The organism is Rhodanobacter sp. FW102-FHT14D06, assembly GCF_043950705.1.
Classification (GTDB): domain Bacteria; phylum Pseudomonadota; class Gammaproteobacteria; order Xanthomonadales; family Rhodanobacteraceae; genus Rhodanobacter.
In genome coordinates this window covers 355,796-373,504 of record NZ_CP170722.1, presented here as the reverse complement: position 1 = coordinate 373,504, position 17,709 = coordinate 355,796, and the positions used below count along the sequence as shown (strand labels likewise).

Annotated in this window: 16 protein-coding genes; 14 read left to right on the top strand and 2 right to left on the bottom strand. The window is 67.1% G+C overall.

What is annotated here, in order from left to right:
- Positions 1 to 34 precede the first annotated feature (34 nt).
- From ACFCQI_RS01975 to motB, 8 genes are all read left to right on the top strand, one after another.
- The gene (locus tag ACFCQI_RS01975; protein ID WP_395119707.1) at positions 35 to 1,255 is read left to right on the top strand and encodes an RtcB family protein; all 1,221 of its coding nucleotides are present in this window, start codon (positions 35 to 37) and stop codon (positions 1,253 to 1,255) included.
- A 96-nt stretch (positions 1,256 to 1,351) separates the two neighbouring features.
- Complete coding sequence (queA, locus tag ACFCQI_RS01970; protein ID WP_395121219.1) at positions 1,352 to 2,383, top strand: tRNA preQ1(34) S-adenosylmethionine ribosyltransferase-isomerase QueA; 1,032 nt, start codon at positions 1,352 to 1,354, stop codon at positions 2,381 to 2,383.
- A gap of 95 nt (positions 2,384 to 2,478) precedes the next feature.
- Positions 2,479 to 3,642 carry a tRNA guanosine(34) transglycosylase Tgt gene (tgt, locus tag ACFCQI_RS01965; protein WP_395119706.1) on the top strand — a complete coding sequence of 388 codons (1,164 nt, stop codon included), beginning with the start codon at positions 2,479 to 2,481 and terminating at the stop codon, positions 3,640 to 3,642.
- A 113-nt stretch (positions 3,643 to 3,755) separates the two neighbouring features.
- Complete coding sequence (yajC, locus tag ACFCQI_RS01960; RefSeq protein WP_395119705.1) at positions 3,756 to 4,082, top strand: preprotein translocase subunit YajC; 327 nt, start codon at positions 3,756 to 3,758, stop codon at positions 4,080 to 4,082.
- A gap of 99 nt (positions 4,083 to 4,181) precedes the next feature.
- On the top strand, positions 4,182 to 6,065 hold the full coding sequence (gene secD / locus ACFCQI_RS01955) for a protein translocase subunit SecD (protein ID WP_395119704.1): 1,884 nt from the start codon (positions 4,182 to 4,184) through the stop codon (positions 6,063 to 6,065).
- Between the two features lie 120 nt (positions 6,066 to 6,185).
- A complete protein-coding gene (secF, locus tag ACFCQI_RS01950; RefSeq protein ID WP_395119703.1) occupies positions 6,186 to 7,148 on the top strand; it encodes a protein translocase subunit SecF in 963 nt (320 codons plus the stop codon).
- Between the two features lie 164 nt (positions 7,149 to 7,312).
- Complete coding sequence (motA, locus tag ACFCQI_RS01945) at positions 7,313 to 8,182, top strand: flagellar motor stator protein MotA (protein WP_395119702.1); 870 nt, start codon at positions 7,313 to 7,315, stop codon at positions 8,180 to 8,182.
- Positions 8,179 to 9,246, top strand: a complete 1,068-nt coding sequence (gene motB / locus ACFCQI_RS01940) for a flagellar motor protein MotB (protein WP_395119701.1) — start codon at positions 8,179 to 8,181, stop codon at positions 9,244 to 9,246. Before motA ends, motB begins: the two co-directional genes overlap by 4 nt.
- Here motB and murU read toward each other — a convergent pair.
- Both murU and ACFCQI_RS01930 read right to left on the bottom strand, forming a co-directional pair.
- Positions 9,216 to 9,965, bottom strand: coding sequence for an N-acetylmuramate alpha-1-phosphate uridylyltransferase MurU (murU, locus tag ACFCQI_RS01935; RefSeq protein WP_395119700.1), 750 nt, complete (start codon positions 9,963 to 9,965; stop codon positions 9,216 to 9,218). The genes motB and murU overlap by 31 nt on opposite strands.
- Positions 9,962 to 10,969, bottom strand: a complete 1,008-nt coding sequence (locus ACFCQI_RS01930) for an aminoglycoside phosphotransferase family protein (protein WP_395119699.1) — start codon at positions 10,967 to 10,969, stop codon at positions 9,962 to 9,964. Before ACFCQI_RS01930 ends, murU begins: the two co-directional genes overlap by 4 nt.
- Before the next feature lie 232 nt (positions 10,970 to 11,201).
- Here ACFCQI_RS01930 and ACFCQI_RS01925 point away from each other — a divergent pair, with 232 nt between their 5' ends.
- The 6 genes from ACFCQI_RS01925 (at position 11,202) to ACFCQI_RS01900 (ending at position 17,708) form a co-directional block, all read left to right on the top strand.
- A complete protein-coding gene (locus ACFCQI_RS01925; protein ID WP_395119698.1) occupies positions 11,202 to 11,660 on the top strand; it encodes an SUF system Fe-S cluster assembly regulator in 459 nt (152 codons plus the stop codon).
- Positions 11,661 to 11,665: 5 nt separating this feature from the next.
- Positions 11,666 to 13,132 carry a Fe-S cluster assembly protein SufB gene (sufB, locus tag ACFCQI_RS01920; RefSeq protein ID WP_395119697.1) on the top strand — a complete coding sequence of 489 codons (1,467 nt, stop codon included), beginning with the start codon at positions 11,666 to 11,668 and terminating at the stop codon, positions 13,130 to 13,132.
- Positions 13,133 to 13,271: 139 nt separating this feature from the next.
- Positions 13,272 to 14,051 (top strand): Fe-S cluster assembly ATPase SufC, encoded by a 780-nt coding sequence (gene sufC, locus ACFCQI_RS01915; RefSeq protein WP_395119696.1) that lies wholly within the window; start codon positions 13,272 to 13,274, stop codon positions 14,049 to 14,051.
- Positions 14,048 to 15,346, top strand: coding sequence for a Fe-S cluster assembly protein SufD (gene sufD, locus ACFCQI_RS01910; protein WP_395119695.1), 1,299 nt, complete (start codon positions 14,048 to 14,050; stop codon positions 15,344 to 15,346). The genes sufC and sufD overlap by 4 nt, the downstream gene beginning before the upstream one ends.
- Positions 15,347 to 15,477: 131 nt before the next feature.
- Positions 15,478 to 16,722, top strand: coding sequence for an aminotransferase class V-fold PLP-dependent enzyme (locus tag ACFCQI_RS01905; RefSeq protein WP_395119694.1), 1,245 nt, complete (start codon positions 15,478 to 15,480; stop codon positions 16,720 to 16,722).
- 71 nt (positions 16,723 to 16,793) lie between these two features.
- Entirely contained in the window at positions 16,794 to 17,708 is a 915-nt protein-coding gene (locus ACFCQI_RS01900; RefSeq protein WP_395119693.1) for an acyltransferase, read from the top strand.
- Position 17,709 lies beyond the last annotated feature (1 nt).

Genomic DNA, 17,709 nt, shown 5'->3' with positions numbered 1-17,709 from the left:
AGCGCTCGCCGCGATCCATTCAAGGAAAGAAGAGATGAGCAACCAACAGTACGAGTTTCTGCATGCCGAAGGCAGCGCCACGCCGATCAAGGGCTGGGTGCATGGCGTGCCGCTGGAAGATGCCGCGAGGCAGCAGCTGCGCAACATCGCCATGCTGCCGTTTGTCGGCCCGTGGGTCGCGGTGATGCCCGACGTGCACCTGGGCAAGGGCGCGACGGTCGGTTCAGTCGTGCCCACGCGGGGCGCGGTCATCCCGGCTGCGGTCGGCGTGGACATCGGCTGCGGCATGGCCGCGGTACGCACCACGCTGCGCGCCAGCGACCTGCCGGACAACCTGGCCCCGCTGCGTTCCAGCATCGAGCGCGGCGTGCCGGTCGGCAACGGCCGTGGTGGCGACCATCACAAGCTGCCGGACAGCATTGAGACGCAACTGGCGCAATCCGGGCTGGTCGCGCGGCTGGAAGCAATCAAGGCGAAGCATCGCAAGATCCGCACCGACAAGCTGGACCGGCAGATCGGCACGCTGGGCGGTGGTAACCACTTCATCGAGGTCTGCCTCGACGAATCGGACGCCGTGTGGGTGATGTTGCACTCGGGTTCGCGCGGCACCGGCAACCTGATTGGCAGCTACTTCATCGAGCGGGCGCGCGAGGAGCTGGCGCAGCGCGTGCTGGGTTTCGACCTGCTGGACAGAGACCTGGCCTTCTTCATGGAAGGCGAAGCATTGTTCGATGACTACGTGGAAGCGGTGTCCTGGGCGCAGGACTACGCCCAGGCCAACCGCGAGGCGATGATGGCGCGGGTGTTGGCCGAGATGCGCCACCGGCTGCCGAAGTTCCAGTTGGAAAAGCTGGCGGTGAACTGCCACCACAACTACGTGCAGAAGGAAACGCACGGTGGCGAGGACTTGCTGGTGACCCGCAAGGGTGCGGTGAGCGCGCGGGTCGGCGAGCTGGGCATCATCCCGGGCAGCATGGGTACGTGCAGCTACATCGTGCGTGGCAAGGGCAATCCGGAAAGTTTCCACAGCTGCAGCCACGGCGCGGGCCGGGTGATGAGCCGTACCGCGGCGCGCCAGCGGATCACGCTGGCGCAGCATCGGGAGGCCACCGCCCATGTCGAATGCCGCAAGGACGCGGCGGTGATCGACGAATCGCCGGCGGCGTACAAGTCGATCGACGCGGTTATGGCGGCGCAGTCCGACCTGGTCGACGTGGTGCACACGCTGCGCCAGGTGCTGTGCGTGAAGGGATGAAGCCGGCGCCGCTCCGCGAGGGGCGGCGTCTTTTCGCGCGTGCCCCGGCGCGCCGGCTGCGGGATAATGTCCCGTTTTCCGATGCCGGCCGCAGCCTTGAAGAAGTCCGATTTCGATTTTGACCTGCCGCATGAGCTGATCGCGCAGGCCCCGTTGCCCGAGCGTTCGGCCAGTCGCCTGTTGCTGCTCGACGTGGCCGCGCAGTCGCGGCAGGACCGCATGTTTCGCGAGCTGCCCGACTTCCTGCGTCCGGGCGACCTGCTGGTGTTCAACGACACCCGCGTGCTGCCGGCGCGGCTGTACGGGCGCAAGGACACCGGCGGTGCGGTGGAGATCCTGATCGAGCGGGTTACCGGCGCGCACGAGGCCACGGTGCAGCTCGGCGTCAGCAAGAAGCCGAAGGAGGGCGCACGGATCGAACTGGCCGACGGCAGCCATGCCGTGGTGTTGGGCCGCGACGAAGGTTTCTTCCGGCTGCGCTTCGAGGCGCCGGAGCCGCTGGAGAAGCTGCTGCTGAAGCTGGGCGAGATGCCGTTGCCGCCGTACATCGAGCGGCACGCCGACGCCAGCGACATGGAGCGCTACCAGACCGTGTTCGCGCGCGAGCCCGGCGCGGTCGCTGCGCCCACCGCCGGCCTGCATTTCGACGAGGCGATCCTGGACCAGCTGCGCGAGCGCGGCGTCGAGTTCGGCTACATCACCCTGCATGTGGGCGCCGGCACCTTCCAGCCCGTGCGCGCGGTCAATCTCGAAGATCACCACATGCACACCGAGTGGCTCAATGTCGGCGCGCACCTGGTCGAGCAAATCCGACGCACGCGCGCCAGCGGAGGGCGGGTGATCGCGGTCGGCACCACGGTGGTGCGCGCGCTGGAAAGCGCCAGCAAGGATGGCCAGGTGCATCCGTTCGCCGGCGAGACGCAGATCTTCATCTTCCCCGGCTACCGCTTCAGCAGCATCGACGGCCTGCTCACCAACTTCCACCTGCCGCAGTCGACCCTGCTGATGCTGGTGTCGGCGCTGGCCGGGCGCGAGTTCATGCTGGACGCGTATCGCCACGCGGTCGAGCAGCGCTACCGCTTCTTCTCCTACGGCGACGCCATGCTGATCCTGCCGCACGGCGCCTGAGCGATACGTTGCATGGTTGCAGGAGCCCGCTGGCGGGCTCCTGCACACACGGTGTGGCGATGGGCGGAACGGGGCAAACCCGCGATAATGGCCGGATGACCTCCCTCCAGTTCGACCTCCACGCCACCGACGGCGCCGCCCGCCGCGGCCGCCTCACGTTTGCCCGTGGCACGGTGGAGACGCCGGCGTTCATGCCGGTGGGCACCTATGGCTCGGTCAAGGCGATGACGCCGCGCGATGTCGCCGATACCGGTGCGGAGATCATCCTGGGCAACACGTTCCACCTGTTCCTGCGACCCGGGCTGGAGATCGTGGAGAAGTTCGGCGGGCTGCACCGCTTCATCGGCTGGGACAAGCCCATCCTCACCGATTCGGGCGGCTTCCAGGTGTTCTCGCTGGCGCACAAGCGCAAGATCACCGAGGAAGGCGTGACCTTCGCCTCGCCGGTGGACGGCTCGAAGGTGTTCCTGTCGCCGGAAGTGTCGATGCGGATCCAGACGACGCTGGATTCGGACATCGCGATGATCTTCGACGAGTGCACGCCGTACCCGGCGACGGAAAAGGTGGCGGCCGATTCGATGGAGCTCAGCCTGCGCTGGGCCGAGCGCTCGCGCCGCGCGTTCGACGATTTGCAGAATCCGAACTCGCTGTTCGGCATCGTGCAGGGCAGCGTCTACGAAACCCTGCGCCGACGCTCCGCGGAAGGCCTGGTGAAGCTCGGCTTCGACGGCTACGCGATCGGCGGCCTGGCGGTGGGCGAACCGGAGGCCGAGCGCAACCACGCGCTGGACTTCACCGTACCCCTGCTGCCGGCGGACAAGCCGCGCTACCTGATGGGCGTGGGCCGGCCGGAGGACATCGTGGAAGCAGTGCGCCGCGGCATCGACATGTTCGACTGCGTAATGCCTACCCGCAACGCGCGCAACGGCTTCCTGTTCACCGCCGCGGGCACGCTGCGCATCCGCAATGCGAAGTACGCCAGCGACACCGCGGTGATCGAGGAAGGCTGCGACTGCTACGCCTGCGGCCACGGGTTCAGCCGCGCCTACCTGCGCCACCTCGACCGCTGCAACGAGATCCTCGGCAGCCAGCTCGCCACCATGCACAACCTGCGCTACTACCAGCGGCTGATGGCAGGCTTGCGCGAGGCGATCGCCGCGCGCCGCCTGGACGCCTTCGTCGCCGAATTTCATGCCCGGCGCGGCGCGGAGCCGGGGCCGGAACCGGGGTCAGGGTCACCTTTGGCAAGCGAAAGGTGACCCTGACCCCCTCCAAGGGTGACGCTGACCCCTCCTGCAAGGCATAATCGAGAATCTTTTATCGGGCGTTCGGCGGAAATCGCTGCTGGCGCCACAACTTGCGAGACGCGAAGATGAGTTTTCCGCTTTCCCCCGTGATTGCCCAAGCCACGCCGCAGCAGGGCGGCGGCATGTCCATGATCATCATGATGGTGGTGCTGTTCGGCCTGATGTATTTCATGATGATCCGGCCGCAGATGAAGCGGCAGAAGGAGCACCGCGCCCTGATCGCCGCGCTGGCCAAGGGCGACGAAGTGGTCACCAACGGCGGCCTGGCCGGGCGCGTGGAAGAAGTGGGCGACACCTTCGTCACGGTCGAGATCGCGCCGAACGTGAAGGTGAAGCTGCAGAAGGGTGCCGTGCAGCAGGTGCTGCCCAAGGGCTCGCTGAAGTCTGCATGAGTCGCGGGATGTCCGGACGCGGGACTTTCTCCAATAGTGCGGCCATGGATGGCCGCTTGTTGACGTTCGCGATCATGGATGATCGCAAAGGACCGGATCATGACTGATTTTCCCCGCTGGAAATACGCGCTGGTCGCGCTGGTGATGGTGTTCGGCGTGATCTACGCGCTGCCGAACGCCTTTGTTCCCGTGCCCGCCGTTCAGGTGAGCGCCAATCGCGGTGCGCCGGCAATCGACCAGGCCGTACGCCAGAAGGTCATCGACACGCTGACCCAGAAGCGCATCGCCTTCGGCGAGGTCGTGGTGGAAGGCGACAGCCTGCTTGCCACCTTCGCCGACACCGACGTGCAGAAGAGCGGCTCGGACGCGATCAAGGCGCTGCTCGGCGACAAGTACACGGTGGCGTTCAAGCTGCAGTCCACCGTGCCGGAGTGGCTGGGCATGATCGGTGCCCGTTCCATGCCGCTGGGCCTGGACCTGCAGGGCGGCGTGCACTTCCTGATGCAGGTCGACCAGAACGACGTCATCGACAAGCAGGAGAGCAGCTACGCCGACGACATCCGCAGCCTGCTGCGCGACAAGAAGATCCGCTATGAATCGGTGGCGCGCAATTCCGTGCGCGGCAAGGGCGTCGCCGTGGTGTTGCGCTCGGAGGACGACCGCGCCAAGGCCGCAGACGCGATCGCCAACGAGTACACCGACTTGCTGGTGTCCAACGGTCCCAGCACCGGCGACCGTTTCGTGCTCAATGCGGTGATCAAGCCCGACAAGCTGCGCGACATCGGCCGCGGCGCGATCACCCAGAACCTGCAGACGCTGCGCAACCGCATCAACGCGCTGGGCGTGTCCGAGCCGCTGATCCAGCAGCAGGGCGAGAACCACATCGTGGTCGACCTCGCCGGCGTGCAGGACCCGGCCGAGGCGAAGAAGCTGATCGGCACCGTGGCCACCCTGGAATACCGCCCCGGCATCGGCCACCCCGGCGATCCGCAGGCGCGCGAGGCGGAGAAGACCGGCAACATCCCGCCGGACGCCAACCTCTACCACATGCGCGGCACCGGCCTGCCGGTGCTGGTCAGCAAGAAGGTGATCGTGACCGGCAAGGAGCTGGTCGACGCCTCCTCGGGCATCGACCAGCAGAGCGGCACGCCCAAGGTCGACGTCACGCTCAATGCCGCCGGCGCGCGCAAGATGAGCGATTTCACCAACGCGAACGTCGGCAAGCCGATGGCGGTGGTCTACGTCGAGCGCGTGACCGAGACCAAGATGATCGACGGCAAGGAAGTGCGCGTTCCGAAGGTCACCGAGTCGGTGATCAACGACGCCAACATCGCCAGCCCGTTCGGCCGGCAATTCCAGACCACCGGCCTGGGCAGCCCGAAGGAAGCATCCGACCTGGCGCTGCTGCTCAAGGGTGGCGCGTTCGCTGCTCCGGTGGACATCATCGAGGAAGGCGTGATCGGTTCCAGCATGGGTGCGGACAACATCGACAAGGGCTTCAAGTCGGTGATGCTGGGCCTGGCCCTGGTGCTGCTGGCCGCCGCGGTCTACTACAAGCTGTTCGGCCTGGTCGCGGACATCGCGCTGTTCTTCAACCTGGTGATCCTGGTGGCGGTGATGTCGCTGATCGGGGTGACCCTGACCATGCCCGGCATCGCCGGCATCGTGCTCACCCTGGGCATGGCGATCGACGCCAACGTGCTGATCTGCGAACGCGTGCGCGAGGAGCTGCGCAACGGCTCCACGCCGCACGCGGCGATCTACGCCGGCTACGAGAAGGCCTGGTCGACCATTCTGGACGCCAACGTCACCCACCTGATCGCGGCGCTGGCGCTGACCACGATGGGCACCGGCGCGATCAAGGGCTTCGGCGTCACGCTGATGATCGGCATCCTGACCTCGCTGTTCACCTCGGTGACGCTGACCCATGCGTTCACTGCGGCGATCCACGGCCACCGCAAGCTCAAGACCCTGTCGGTCTAGGCGTCGCGTCGAACAGTGCGGCCCCGGACGGCCGCTTTCGCCGGAAAGGGATTCCCTGAATTGATCGTGCGGCCATGAGGGCCGCTTGACCGGAACGGAACGTCCACACAGAGAATTGCCATGGAAATCTTCAATCACGACAGCAACATCCACTTCCTGGGGATGCGCAAGTACACGGTCGGCCTGGCGATCCTGCTGATGATCGGCTCGATCGTGCTGATCGCCACCCGCGGGCTCAACTACGGGCTGGATTTCACCGGCGGCGTGTCGATGCTGGTCAACTACGACCAGCCGGTGGAGATCGCCGACGTGCGCGGCGCGCTGGCCAAGGGCGGCTTCGAGGACGCCGTGGTGCAGAGCCTGGGCGGCACCCGCGAGGTGTCGATCCGGTTCCAGGCCAAGGATGATCCGGAGGCGATCCTGGCCAACGGCACGGTCAACCTCGACCGTGTTTCCGCCGACGTGATGGCGAAGCTCCATGCGGCGCGACCGGACGCCAAGCTGAAGAGCCGCGACTTCGTCAGCGCGCAGGTCGGCGCGGAGCTGAAATCGGACGGTACCTGGGCGGCCTTGCTGGTGATCCTGGGCATCATGGCCTACCTGTGGATCCGCTTCGAGCGCCGCTTCGCGATCGCCGCGGTGGCGACCGAAATCCACGACACGCTGGTCACGCTGGGCGTCATCGCGCTGGTGCAGCGCGAATTCGACATGACCGTGCTGGCCTCGGTGCTGGCGGTGATCGGCTACTCGATCAACGACAAGGTCGTGGTGTTCGACCGCATCCGCGAGTTGTTCCGCCTCGCGCGCAAGGCCGAGCCGGAGGAGATCCTCAACCGCTCGATCAACAACACCCTGTCGCGAACCATCATCACCTCGCTGTTCACCGGCATCACCATGGGCGCGATGTGGCTGCTGGGCGGCCCGGCCGTGCACGGCTTCGCCATCACCATGCTGATCGGCATCGTGGTCGGCACGCTGTCCTCGATCTTCGTGGCCAGCCCGATCCTGCTGTGGCTGGGCGTGTCGAAGAAGGACCTGATGCCGGTCACCCGCGACAACCCGGAGCTGGCGCGCCGCCCCTGACCGACCGCGCGGCACGAACCAGACGAGAGGCCCGGCCATGCCCGGGCCTTTCCTTTTTCGGGATACCCGCCGTTCGCGACGCCGGCGGCCTTGCGGCAAATCCGGGCTACATCTTTCCCGCGGCGGGCCGATAACTCGTTGTCGAACCGCGCGCTGGAACCTGCATGCTTGTCCTGGTCGGAACCCTGGTTGTGCTCGTCAGCGTCGTGGGCGGCTACCTGCTGTCCCACGGGCAGCTGCTGGCGTTGTGGCAGCCCTACGAACTGCTGATCATCGGCGGCGGCGCTGCGGGGGCCTACCTGACCGCCAATCCGACCAAGATCGTCAAGGCCACCTTCCGCGACATCATGGGGCTGCTGAAAGGCCCGAAGTACCGGACACAGGATTATCTCGACCTGCTTTCGCTGCTCTACGACATCTTCAGCCTGATGCGCAAGAACGGCCTGCTCAGCCTCGAATCGCACATCGAGGAGCCGGCCACCAGCAGCGTGTTCTCGGCCTATCCGCGCCTGCTCGCCGAGCACCACCTGATCGAGTTCATCACCGACTGCCTGCGCCTGATCGTGGGCGGCAGCATGAACCCGCACGAGCTGGAACAGCTCCTGGAGATGGAGCTGGAAGTCCACCACCAGGAAGCCGAGGCGCCGGCGATGGCCCTGATGAAATCCGCCGACGCGCTGCCCGGTTTCGGCATCGTGGCGGCGGTGCTCGGCATCGTCACCACGATGTCGCAGCTGAGCGGAGATACCTCGCGCATCGGCGAGCACATCGCCGGCGCGCTGGTCGGCACCTTTCTCGGCATCCTGCTGTGCTATGGCTTCGCCGGGCCGCTGGCCTCGGCGATGGAGAACCGCGCGCAGGAGGACGGCAAGGCGTTTGAATGCGTGAAAGTCGCGCTGATGGCCAACCTGCGCGGCTACAACCCGATGGTGTCGGTGGAGTTCGCGCGCAAATCGCTGGTCGCGCAGGTGCGGCCCAGCTTCATGGAGCTGGAGGGGCATCTCAAGGGCGCGCGCGTCGGAGCCGGGGCGTGAGCGAGGAGTTCGACCAGCCGATCATCATCCGGCGCGTGCAGCGCCGGAAGCACGGCCATCACGGCGGTGCGTGGAAGGTGGCCTATGCGGATTTCGTCACCGCGATGATGGCGTTCTTCCTGGTGATGTGGCTGATCGGCGTGGGCACCCGCGAGCAGAAGGCCGCGATCTCCGAGTACTTCAAGAACCCGAGCATGACTCCGGGCGCCGCCACGATCGCGCCGCCTGGCCAGGCCGGCCCCGGCGGCGCCAGCGACAGCATGATCAAGCTTGGCGGGACGATGGACCTGCCGCGCGGCCCGGGCGCGGAAAAGCGCGGTGCGCCGCAGGTCAAGCACAACGTCGAGGACGCGATCAAACTGGCGCGCCAGGCCGACAAGTCGCGTCTGGAGGAGCTGATGAAGCGGCTGAATGCCTCGATCCAGAGCAGCCAGGCGCTGGCGCCATTCAAGGATCAGCTGCTGCTGGACATCACCTCCGAAGGCCTGCGCATCCAGATCGTCGACAAGCTCAACCGGCCGATGTTCGACACCGGCAGCGCGCGGCTCAAGCCGTACACGGTGCAGATCCTGCGCGAACTGGGCCGCTCGATCGACGACGTGCCGAACCAGATCAGCATCTCCGGCCACACCGACGATGCGCCGTACAACAGCGGGCACGACTACAGCAACTGGGAGTTGTCGGCCGATCGCGGCAACGCCGCCCGTCGTGCGCTGATCGCCGGCGGACTCGAGGCGGACAAGATCTCGCGCGTGGTGGGCCTGGCCGCATCCGTGCCGTTCGACAAGCAGAACCCCGCCGATCCGGTCAATCGCCGCATCAGCATCATCGTGATGACCGACCAGGCCGCCAAGGCGGCGCGTTCGATGGAAGTGGCCGATGGCGGTGCGACGCAGCCTTCGCCGATGCCGACTCCAAAACCGGCACCACTGGCCGCTTCGATTGTCGCCACGACGCCCGCGCTGGCGCGTCTGCCGGTGCCGCCGGTGATCGTCCACCCCGAGAGCGCGGCGACGCCGGGAACGGGCGCGACTCAGTTCTCGGCGAAACCCTCGTCGCGCTGATCGCCGTGCGACATCGCTGCGTCGCCGCGTTCGGCGTCGAGCTGTGCGAGGCGCTCGGGCGTGCCCACGTCCGTCCACACGCCGTGGTGATGGGTGCCGCTGACGGCTTGCCGAGCCATCGCGCCCAGCAGCAACTGGCGCAGCTTGAAGGTGGGCGCTGCAGCTTCGTCGGCGGCCGTGCCGGCAAGTTCCCGCCAGCCGTCCAGCAGCTCCCGGCGGAACACGCCAATGCCGCTGAAGGTGAGCCGCGGTTCGCCGCTCGCCTGCACCAGACCTTGCCCGTCCAGCGCGAAATCGCCTTCGGGGTGGTGCGGCGGGTTGTCGACCAGCAGCAGGTGCGCCAGCCCCGCCGGCTCGGCGGGCAGCGTGCCGAAATCGGCATCGCACCAGACATCCCCGCTGATGGCGAGGAACGGCCCGGTGCCCAGCAACGGCAGCGCGTTCAGCATGCCACCGCCGGTTTCCAGCGGCACGGGGCCTTCGTAGGCGTAGCGGATGCGCAGGCCCCAGCGGGAACCGTCGCCCAGCACCGCCGGAAACTGCTCGGCCAGGTGCGAGGTATTGATCACCACGTAGTGCACGCCGGCGGCGGCGAGACGTTCGAGGTGCCAGACGATCAGCGGTTTGCCGCCCACGCAAAGCAGTGGCTTGGGCGTGCGGTCGGTCAGCGGGCGCATGCGCTCGCCGCGGCCGGCGGCGAAGATCAGTGCGTGCCTCATGCCGCCGCCCGGGTCAGGTCGCGGCCCTGCGCGTGGCGCTCCAGCAGGTCGGCGAAATCGGCCAGCTCGGGATAGCGGCGCGCCACCTCGATCACGTAGCGGTACACCTGCGGCACGTCCTTGAGATAGCCGCTCTTGCCGTCGCGATACCACAGCCGATAGAACTGGCCCAGCACGCGCACGTGGCGATGCAGGCCGGTGAGATCGAACCAGCGCAGGAAACGCGCGGCGTCCACTGCCGCGTCGATCACGCCTGCGCGCAGCAGTCGCTGCCGGTACGACTCCACCCACGCCTCCACGCGATCGCCCGGCCAGGCGATGTAGGCATCGCGCAGCAGCGAGGCGAGGTCATAGGTGACCGGCCCGTGCAGCGCGCCCTGGAAATCGACGATGCCCGGGTTGTTCGCCTCCGTCAGCAGCAGGTTGCGGCTGTGGAAGTCGCGGTGCACGAAACAGCGCGGTTGCTCCAGCGCGTTGTGGACGATCAGGTCAAACGCCGCCTCCAGCACGTCCCATTCCCCGCAGGCCGGCGTGTGGCCGAGGTGGCGCTGCAGGAACCATTCGGGCATCACCTCCAGTCCGCTCACCAGCGCCTGATGGCCGAACGGCGGCAGGTCGTCGGCGGCCACCCGCGTCTGCATCTTCAGCAGGGCGTCCATCGCATCGCCGTACAGGTGGTCGGCGCTGGTGTCGTTCAATGCATCGAGGTACAGCCGCGAGCCCAGGTCCTCGATCAGCAGGAAGCCCTGGTCGAGGTCGCGTGCATGCACTTGCGGCACGTGCAGGCCGGCGGCGGCCAGGCGCTCGCCAATGGCCAGCCACGGGCGCGGGTCTTCGCGATCGGGCGGCGAATCCATCACGATCCAGCTTTGCCCGCCTTGCATGGTGCGCCAGTAACTGCGAAAGCTGGCATCGGCCGAGGCGCTGTCCAGCGTCAGCGTGGGGGCGTTCAGGGTTTTGCGGGCCCAGGCGAGGCGGGCAGCGGCGCGATCGTGCGAAGTCATGGCCGCCAGCTTAGCGAGGCCGCCACGGCATGGCGACAAGGCCTCGCTGGATCGCTTCAGCCCGGACCCCGTGCATGCGTGGGCGCGGCAGACACAGGCAGGCCTGCGCACACGACGAGGTGAAAGGGGTGGGTATGGCCGCCCTGCGCCGGTGGCGGCGGTCACGTTGACCGCGGCCGGCTTAATCAGTACCATTTTGGTCCCGATTCAAGCCCGGCCGATTCCGCCTGCCATGCTTCGCGTCAGCCGCCTCACCGATTACGCCACCGTGGTGATGACCTGCATCGCCGCGCACCCGGCTGACGTGCTGAGCACCGCGCAGATCGCCGACGAGACGCGGCTCGAGCTGCCCACGGTCAGCAAGCTGCTCAAGGCGCTGGGCCACGCCGAACTGGTCGAGTCCTTCCGCGGCGTCAACGGCGGCTACCGGCTGGCCCGCCCGGCCAGCGAGATATCGCTGGCGGAAATCGTCGAGGCGCTGGAAGGGCCGATCGGCATGACCGAGTGCGGCGTGGGCGAAGGCCAGTGCGAACGCGAGGCGCAGTGCGGCGTGCGCGGCAGCTGGCAACGCATCAACAGCGTGCTGGACCAGACCCTGCGCGCGGTCAGCCTGGCCGACATGCTCAAGCCGCCGCCCGCGAAACGAAAAATCGCCGTCACCGTGAAAACCGGCGAGGCCATCACCGAATGAACAGCATGATCAACGACAGCAGCAGCGCCACCGCACTGCGCGACAACGCCGACGTCGCCGAGGCGCTCGGTCGCAGCTACTCGGCCGGTTTCATCACCGAGATCGAGATGACCGGCCTGCCGCCGGGCCTGGACGAGGGCACCATCCGCGCCATCTCCGCCGTCAAGCACGAGCCGGAATGGATGACCGAGTGGCGGCTGCAGGCCTATCGCCACTGGTTGACCATGCCGAAACCGGACTGGGCCAAGCTCAACATCGACCCGATCGACTACCAGGCGATCAGCTATTACGCCGCGCCGAAGAAGCAGCCCAAGTCGCTGGACGAAGTCGATCCGGCCCTGCTGGAAACCTACGAGAAGCTCGGTGTACCGCTGCACGAGCGCGCTGCGCTGGCCGGCGTGGCGGTGGATGCGGTATTCGACTCGGTCTCGGTCGGCACCACCTTCCGCAAGCAGCTGGCCGACGCCGGCGTGCTGTTCTGCTCGATGAGCGAGGCGATCCGCGAATACCCCGAGATCGTGAAGAAATACCTGGGCAGCGTGGTGCCCACCGGCGACAATTTCTTCGCCGCGCTGAACTCGGCGGTGTTCTCCGACGGCAGCTTCGTGTTCATCCCGAAAGGCGTGCGCTGCCCGATGGAGCTGAGCACGTACTTCCGCATCAACGCGCAGAACACCGGCCAGTTCGAGCGCACCCTGATCGTGGCCGAGGAGCGCGCCCACGTCTCCTACCTCGAAGGCTGCACCGCGCCGAAGCGCGACGAGAACCAGCTGCATGCGGCGGTGGTCGAGCTGGTGGCGCTGGAAGGCGCGCAGATCAAGTACTCCACCGTGCAGAACTGGTATCCCGGCGACGAGAACGGCGTGGGCGGCATCTACAACTTCGTGACCAAGCGCGGCGACTGCCGCGGCGACGACTCGAAGATCTGCTGGACCCAGGTCGAGACCGGCTCGGCGATCACCTGGAAGTACCCGTCCGTGGTGCTGCGCGGCGACCGCTCGGTGGGCGAGTTCTACTCGGTGGCGCTGACCCACCATTTCCAGCAGGCCGACACCGGCACCAAGATGATCCACCTCGGCAAGCACACCAAGTCGAAGATCGTCTCCAAGGGCATCAGCGCCGGGCGCAGCTCCAACAGCTACCGCGGCCTGGTGAAGATGGAGAAGGGCGCCGAGGGCGCGCGCAACTACACCCAGTGCGACAGCCTGCTGATCGGCAAGCAGTGCGGCGCGCACACCTTCCCGTACATGGAAGTGAAGAACCCCACCGCGATCGTCGAGCACGAGGCGACCACGTCCAAGATCTCCGACGACCAGATGTTCTACTGCCGCGCGCGCGGCATCCCGGAAGAGGATGCCGTGTCGATGATCGTCGACGGCTTCTGCAAGCAGGTGTTCCGCGAACTGCCGATGGAGTTCGCGGTGGAGGCGAAGAAGCTGCTTGAGGTGAGCCTCGAAGGTGCGGTGGGTTGATGCTTTTTCCTTCTCCTTCCGGGAGAAGGTGCCCGAAGGGCGGATGAGGGTACGGGCCCGCACGGATTTTTCCGCAAGCCCCGAACCCTCACCCCAACCCCTCTCCCGGTGGGAGAGGGGCTCAAGATCAGGAATCCTCATGCTCAAAATCGAAAACCTGCATGCCCGCGTCGAGGGCAAGGAAATCCTCAAGGGGCTCAGCCTGGAAGTGAACGCGGGCGAGGTGCACGCGATCATGGGGCCGAACGGCGCCGGCAAGTCGACGCTGGGCAACGTGTTGTCCGGCCGTGACGGCTACGAGGTGACCGCCGGCAGCGTGACCTACAACGGCATCGATCTGCTGGCGCTGGCGCCGGAGGCGCGCGCGGCGGCCGGGGTGTTCCTGGCGTTCCAGTACCCGGTGGAGATCCCCGGCGTCAACAACACCTATTTCCTGCGCGCGGCGCTGAATGCACAGCGCAAGGTGCGTGGCGAGAAGGAGCTCGACTCGATGCAGTTCCTCAAGCTGGTGCGCGAGAAACTCAAGGTGATGCAGATCTCCGACGAGCTGCTGCACCGGGCCGTCAACGAGGGCTTTTCCGGCGGCGAGAAGAAGCGCAACGAGATCTTCCAGATGGCGGTGCTGGAGCCGCAGCTGGCGATCCTCGACGAGACCGACTCCGGCCTCGACATCGACGCGCTGAAGCAGGTGGCGCAGGGCGTCAACACGCTGCGTTCGCCCGAGCGCGCGTTCCTGATGATCACCCATTACCAGCGCCTGCTCGACTACGTGGTGCCGGACTTCGTGCACGTGCTCGCCGGTGGCCGCATCGTCGAGAGCGGTGACAGGTCGCTGGCGTTGAAGCTGGAAGCGCATGGCTACGCCGGGATCGGCGCCAGCCATCCGGCAGTCCCGCACCAGGCGGGAGCGCAGGCATGAACCAGCCGGCATCGCTGCCGTTGGTCGCCTCGCTGCTGGATGCCCCGCTGCCGCCCAGCGGCATCGCCTGGCTGGATGCGGCGCGGCAGGAAAACCGCGCGGCGTTCGCCATCGGCGGTCTGCCCGACACGCGGGTGGAGGCATGGAAGTACACCGCACTGCGCGGGCTCGGCCAGCGCCGCTTTACCCAGGGCGACGCCGCGGCGCAGACGCGCGCGGTGGAGGCATCGACTCTGGCATTGCCCGGTGTCTCGGGCGTTCGCCTGGTCTTCGTCAACGGGGCGTTCCGCGCCGATCTGTCGGCGGTGGATTCGCTGCCCGCCGGACTTTCGCTGCAACCGCTGTCGCAGGCCTTGCGGGGCGACGTCGAACCGCTGCGCTTCGCGCTGTCGCGCCACTACCGCGACATCGGCGACGCCTTCGCACAGATCAATGCCGCCAGTGCCGGTGATGGCGTGGTACTGCGCGTAGCCGCCCACGCCAGGATCGACCAGCCGGTGCAGCTGGTGTTCGTCGGCGCCGAGGCCGAACTGGCCTGGCATGTGCGCAATGTGATCGAGCTGGGCGAGGGCGCCGAGCTGAGCCTGGTCGAACAGCATGCAAGCCGTGGCGACGCCGCGCAGTTGGCCACCGTGGTCAGCGACATCGAACTGCGCGACGGTGCGCAGCTGCATCACGTCATGCTGCAGGATGCGGCGGCCGGCACCAATCTGATTCGACGCAGCAGCTTGCGCCTGCATGCGCGCGCGCAGGCTGCCCTGCACGTGCTGGAACTGGGTGGCGCGTTGGTACGCCACGACCTGCGTGCCGAGCTGATCGGCGACGGCGCACAGGTGCACACCCGCGGCGTGTTCATGCCGCATGGTCGCCAGCACATCGACACCCAGCTGGCGATCCGCCACCAGGCGCTGGACACCACCTCCACCTCGCACTGGCGCGGCGTCGCCAACGACCGCGCGCGCGGCGTGTTCCGCGGCGCGATCGTGGTGGCGCCCGGTGCCGACGGCAGCGACGCCAACCTCACCAACAAGAACCTGCTGCTGTCGCCGAGCGCCGAGATCGACACCAAGCCGGAGCTGGAAATCTATGCCGACGAAGTGCAGGCCGCGCATGGCGCCACGGTGGGCCAGCTCGACGAGCGTTCGCTGTTCTACCTGCGCTCGCGCGGCATTCCGCTCGCCGAGGCACGCGCACTGCTGACTGCCGCATTCTGCCGCGCGGTGCTGGACGACCTGCCGAACGTGGCCCTGCGCGAGCATCTATCCACCTTGCTGGTCGCACAGCTTCCCGCTTGACGCTCCAGCTCCTGCGCCTGCCCGCAGGGGCAGGCCGGGAGGGGCGAGGCTCCTGGCCTGAAGATCAAGAGCGAACCCCAGCCCAACCCTCCCCTGCGAGCAGGGGAGGGAGTCCCAACCGGATTCTCCGAATGAACGCACAAGCCAGCACACCGACCGTCTTCGACGTCCAGCGCATCCGCGCGGACTTCCCGTTGCTGTCGCGCACGGTGCACGGCAAGCCGCTGGTGTACTTCGACAGCGCCAACACCAGCCAGAAGCCGGTGTCGGTGATCGAGGCGGTGAACACCCACTATCGCGAACACAACGCCAACGTGTCGCGCGCGGTGCATCAGCTGGGCGAGGAGGCCACGGCGGCGTATGAAGGCGCGCGCGACAAGCTCGCGCGGTTCATCCATGCCGGTTCGCGCGATGAGGTCATCCTCACCTCCGGCACCACCCAGGCCACCAACCTGGTCGCCTACAGCCATGTGCTGCCGCAACTGAAGGCGGGCGACAGCATCCTCACCACGGTGATGGAGCACCACGCCAACATCGTGCCGTGGCAGCTGGTTGCCGCGCGCCGTGGCGCCACGGTGAAGGCCGCGCCGATCGACGAGCGCGGCGAGCTGATCGTGGAGAAGTACGTCGAGATGCTGACGCCGGAGGTGAAGCTGGCCTGCGTCACCCACGTTTCCAATGTGCTGGGCACGGTCAACCCGGTGCGCGAGATCGCGCGCGAATGCCGCAAGCGCGGCATCCCGCTGCTGGTCGACGGCTCGCAGGCGGTGCCGCACCGGCGGGTGGACGTGCAGGCGCTGGGCTGCGATTTCTACGCGCTGACCGGGCACAAGATGCTCGGCCCCACCGGCACCGGCGCGCTGTGGGCGAAGCGCGAACACCTGGAGGCGATGCCGCCGTTTTTCGGCGGCGGCGAGATGATCCGCGAGGTGAAGTTCTCCGGCACCACCTTCGCTGCGCCTCCGCACAAGTTCGAGGCCGGTACGCCGAACATCGCCGGCTTCGTCGGCCTGGCGGCGGCAATCGACTACTACGAGTCGGTCGGCTTCGCGGCGATCGAGGCATGGGAGCAGCAACTGCTGCATTACGCCACGGAACGCCTGCGCGAGATTCCCGGCCTGCGCATCATCGGCGAGGCGGCCGAGAAGGAGCCGGTGGTCTCGTTCCTGCTGGAAGGTGCGCAGGCCACCGATCTGGCGACCCTGCTCGACCTCGAAGGCGTCGCCGTGCGCTCCGGCCACCACTGCGCGCATCCGTTGATGCAGTTCTTCGGCGTGCCCGCCACGCTGCGTGCGTCGCTGGCGTTCTACAACACGCGCGAGGAGATCGACAGTTTCGTCGTCGCCCTGCTCAAGGTGCGCCGCCTGCTGCGCTGAAACGGCGGCGGCTTTCCTGCCGCCGCCACGGTCGGGCATCATGTGCGGCGGAGTTCCCATCGATCATCCCCATGCTTGCCTCGTTGCCATCGTTCATCCGCGTGCCGCTGGCGCTGCTTGCGCTTGCACTCAACATCCTGTTGCACGTGGCTTTCATTTTCGCGTTCACCTTGCTCAAGCTGCTGCTGCCGGTGCACGCGATCCGGCAGGCCTGCTCACGAGCCCTGGTCGCCATCGCGGAAAGCTGGATCGGCGTCAACAATGTCCTGTTCGGCGTGTTCGCCCGTGTGCGCTGGCAGGTCGAGGGGCTGGCCGGGCTGCGTCGCGACGGCAACTACCTGGTGCTGTGCAACCACCAGAGCTGGGTGGATATCCCGGTGCTGCAGAAGGTGTTCAACCGGCGCATCCCGTTCCTGCGCTTTTTCCTCAAGCAGGAACTGATCTGGGTGCCCTTGCTCGGCCTGGCATGGTGGGCGCTGGATTTCCCCTTCATGAAGCGCTATTCGCGGCAGACCCTGCTGCGCCACCCCGAGCTGCAGGGCAAGGACCGCGAGGCGACCCGCCGCGCCTGCGAGAAGTTCCGCCACATGCCGGTGTCGGTGATGAACTTCGCCGAAGGCACGCGCTTCACGCCGGCCAAGCACGACGCGCAGCATTCGCCGTTTCGCTACCTGCTGCGGCCGAAAGCCGGCGGCGTGGCCTTCGTGCTCGATGCGATGGGCGAGGCGCTGCACGCGATCCTCGACGTCACCATCGTCTATCCGCATGGCCCATGCACCATTGCCGACCTGATCGCCGGTCGCGTGCGCGAAATTCGCGTGCATGTGCGTGAACGCCCGATCGGTCGCGAGCTGATCGGCAGCTACGACGAGGATGCGGCATTCCGCGGCCGGGTCAAGGCATGGATGAACGACTTGTGGCACGAGAAGGACGCCCAGGCGGCGCGCATGCAGCTGTCGCCCGATGCCGGATCGAGAGGAGACTGAA